Annotated in this window: 2 protein-coding genes; both read right to left on the bottom strand. The window is 63.9% G+C overall.

The window, feature by feature from the left end:
• Positions 1–71: 71 nt before the first annotated feature.
• Positions 72–956, bottom strand: a complete 885-nt coding sequence (locus HMPREF2565_RS07550) for an alpha/beta hydrolase (protein ID WP_070509952.1) — start codon at positions 954–956, stop codon at positions 72–74.
• Positions 957–965: 9 nt separating this feature from the next.
• The gene (locus HMPREF2565_RS14405; RefSeq protein WP_371441005.1) at positions 966–1,115 is read right to left on the bottom strand and encodes a DUF4233 domain-containing protein; all 150 of its coding nucleotides are present in this window, start codon (positions 1,113–1,115) and stop codon (positions 966–968) included.
• Between the last annotated feature and the right edge of the window lie 11 nt (positions 1,116–1,126).

Here is a 1,126-nt window from a genome sequence, read left to right as displayed (position 1 = left end):
ATACAGCTTGGCCACGAGTGCGGCGATGCACAGCAGCGCGGAAATACCATAGAGGAGAAAGAGCATGCCCGTTAGTGTAGCGCGTCCAGCGTCGACTGCAGCCAGGCGCGAGAACTCATGAGCAGGCGCTTTGCCACCGCGGTATGGGGAGCCCACAGCTCGAAGGCATGCACGCCGCCGTCTACGACCTCGCATTGCGTGGGCACGCCGGCAGACTTCAGACGCTCGGCGTAGTCCACAATTTCGTCGTAGAAAAGCTCACTGCTCCCCGCATACAACCAAGCCGGTGGCAGACCTGCTAACTCCGCGCGGCGACCGGGCACGGCATAGGGTGCGTCTGGGTTGCCGTTGGTGTAGTAGCGCCAAGCCTGCGCATTGGAGTCCGCGTCCCAGATGGGATTGCGGTCGGTGGAGGCAGCGCGGTCATCGAGCATCGGGCAAAAGAGCCACTGCCCCGCCGGCTGAATTCCGCCTTCATCTAGGAGGCGCTGGCACAGTGCGGCGGCGAGCCCTCCCCCGGCGCTTTGGCCGCCGATGACAATCCGATCTGGGCTGATTCCCAGATCTTCCGCATGCGTGAGGAGCCAGTGGTGGGCCGAGTGGACGTCGTCAAGCGCGGCCGGATAGGGGTTCTCCGGGGCATAGCGGTAGTGCGGCGCAATGACGGTGACACCGACTTCCGCGGCGGTCTCCTTGAGGTGTTTAACGTCTTGGCGCGGATGGCCCATGAGCAGCCCTCCGCCGTGGATCCACAGCACAGCGCCGCGCGGGTTCTCCGGGCTATAGATGGTCGCGCGGATATCGGAATTCTTCACCTGCTGCGTGCGCACGCCCTGGATATAGGGTGCGGGCCACAGCGCGGGAACTACACGCCCGGCGCGGCGGATCAGCGGATTGGTTGGATCCCACAGTGAGATGAACGCCGCGCCCGCGCGCAGCTCCGGGCGAATATACACCGCTGCGGCCTACTTCTCAGTCAGGTGCTGCGTGGTGAGGTAACCGCGTTCCATGCGGGCGACGATCACCGAGCGCATATAGGCCGCGAGCGCCCAGAGCAGGGCGAAGATGATGAAGATCGTGGCCACGGACCAATGGACCATGAAGCCGAGAACAATGCCGATAATGT

Source organism: Corynebacterium sp. HMSC072A04 (genome assembly GCF_001809235.1).
GTDB classification, from domain to species: domain Bacteria; phylum Actinomycetota; class Actinomycetes; order Mycobacteriales; family Mycobacteriaceae; genus Corynebacterium; species Corynebacterium hiratae.
The sequence above is the reverse complement of the archived record's forward strand: the minus strand, read 5'-3'. Positions and strand labels throughout refer to the sequence as shown.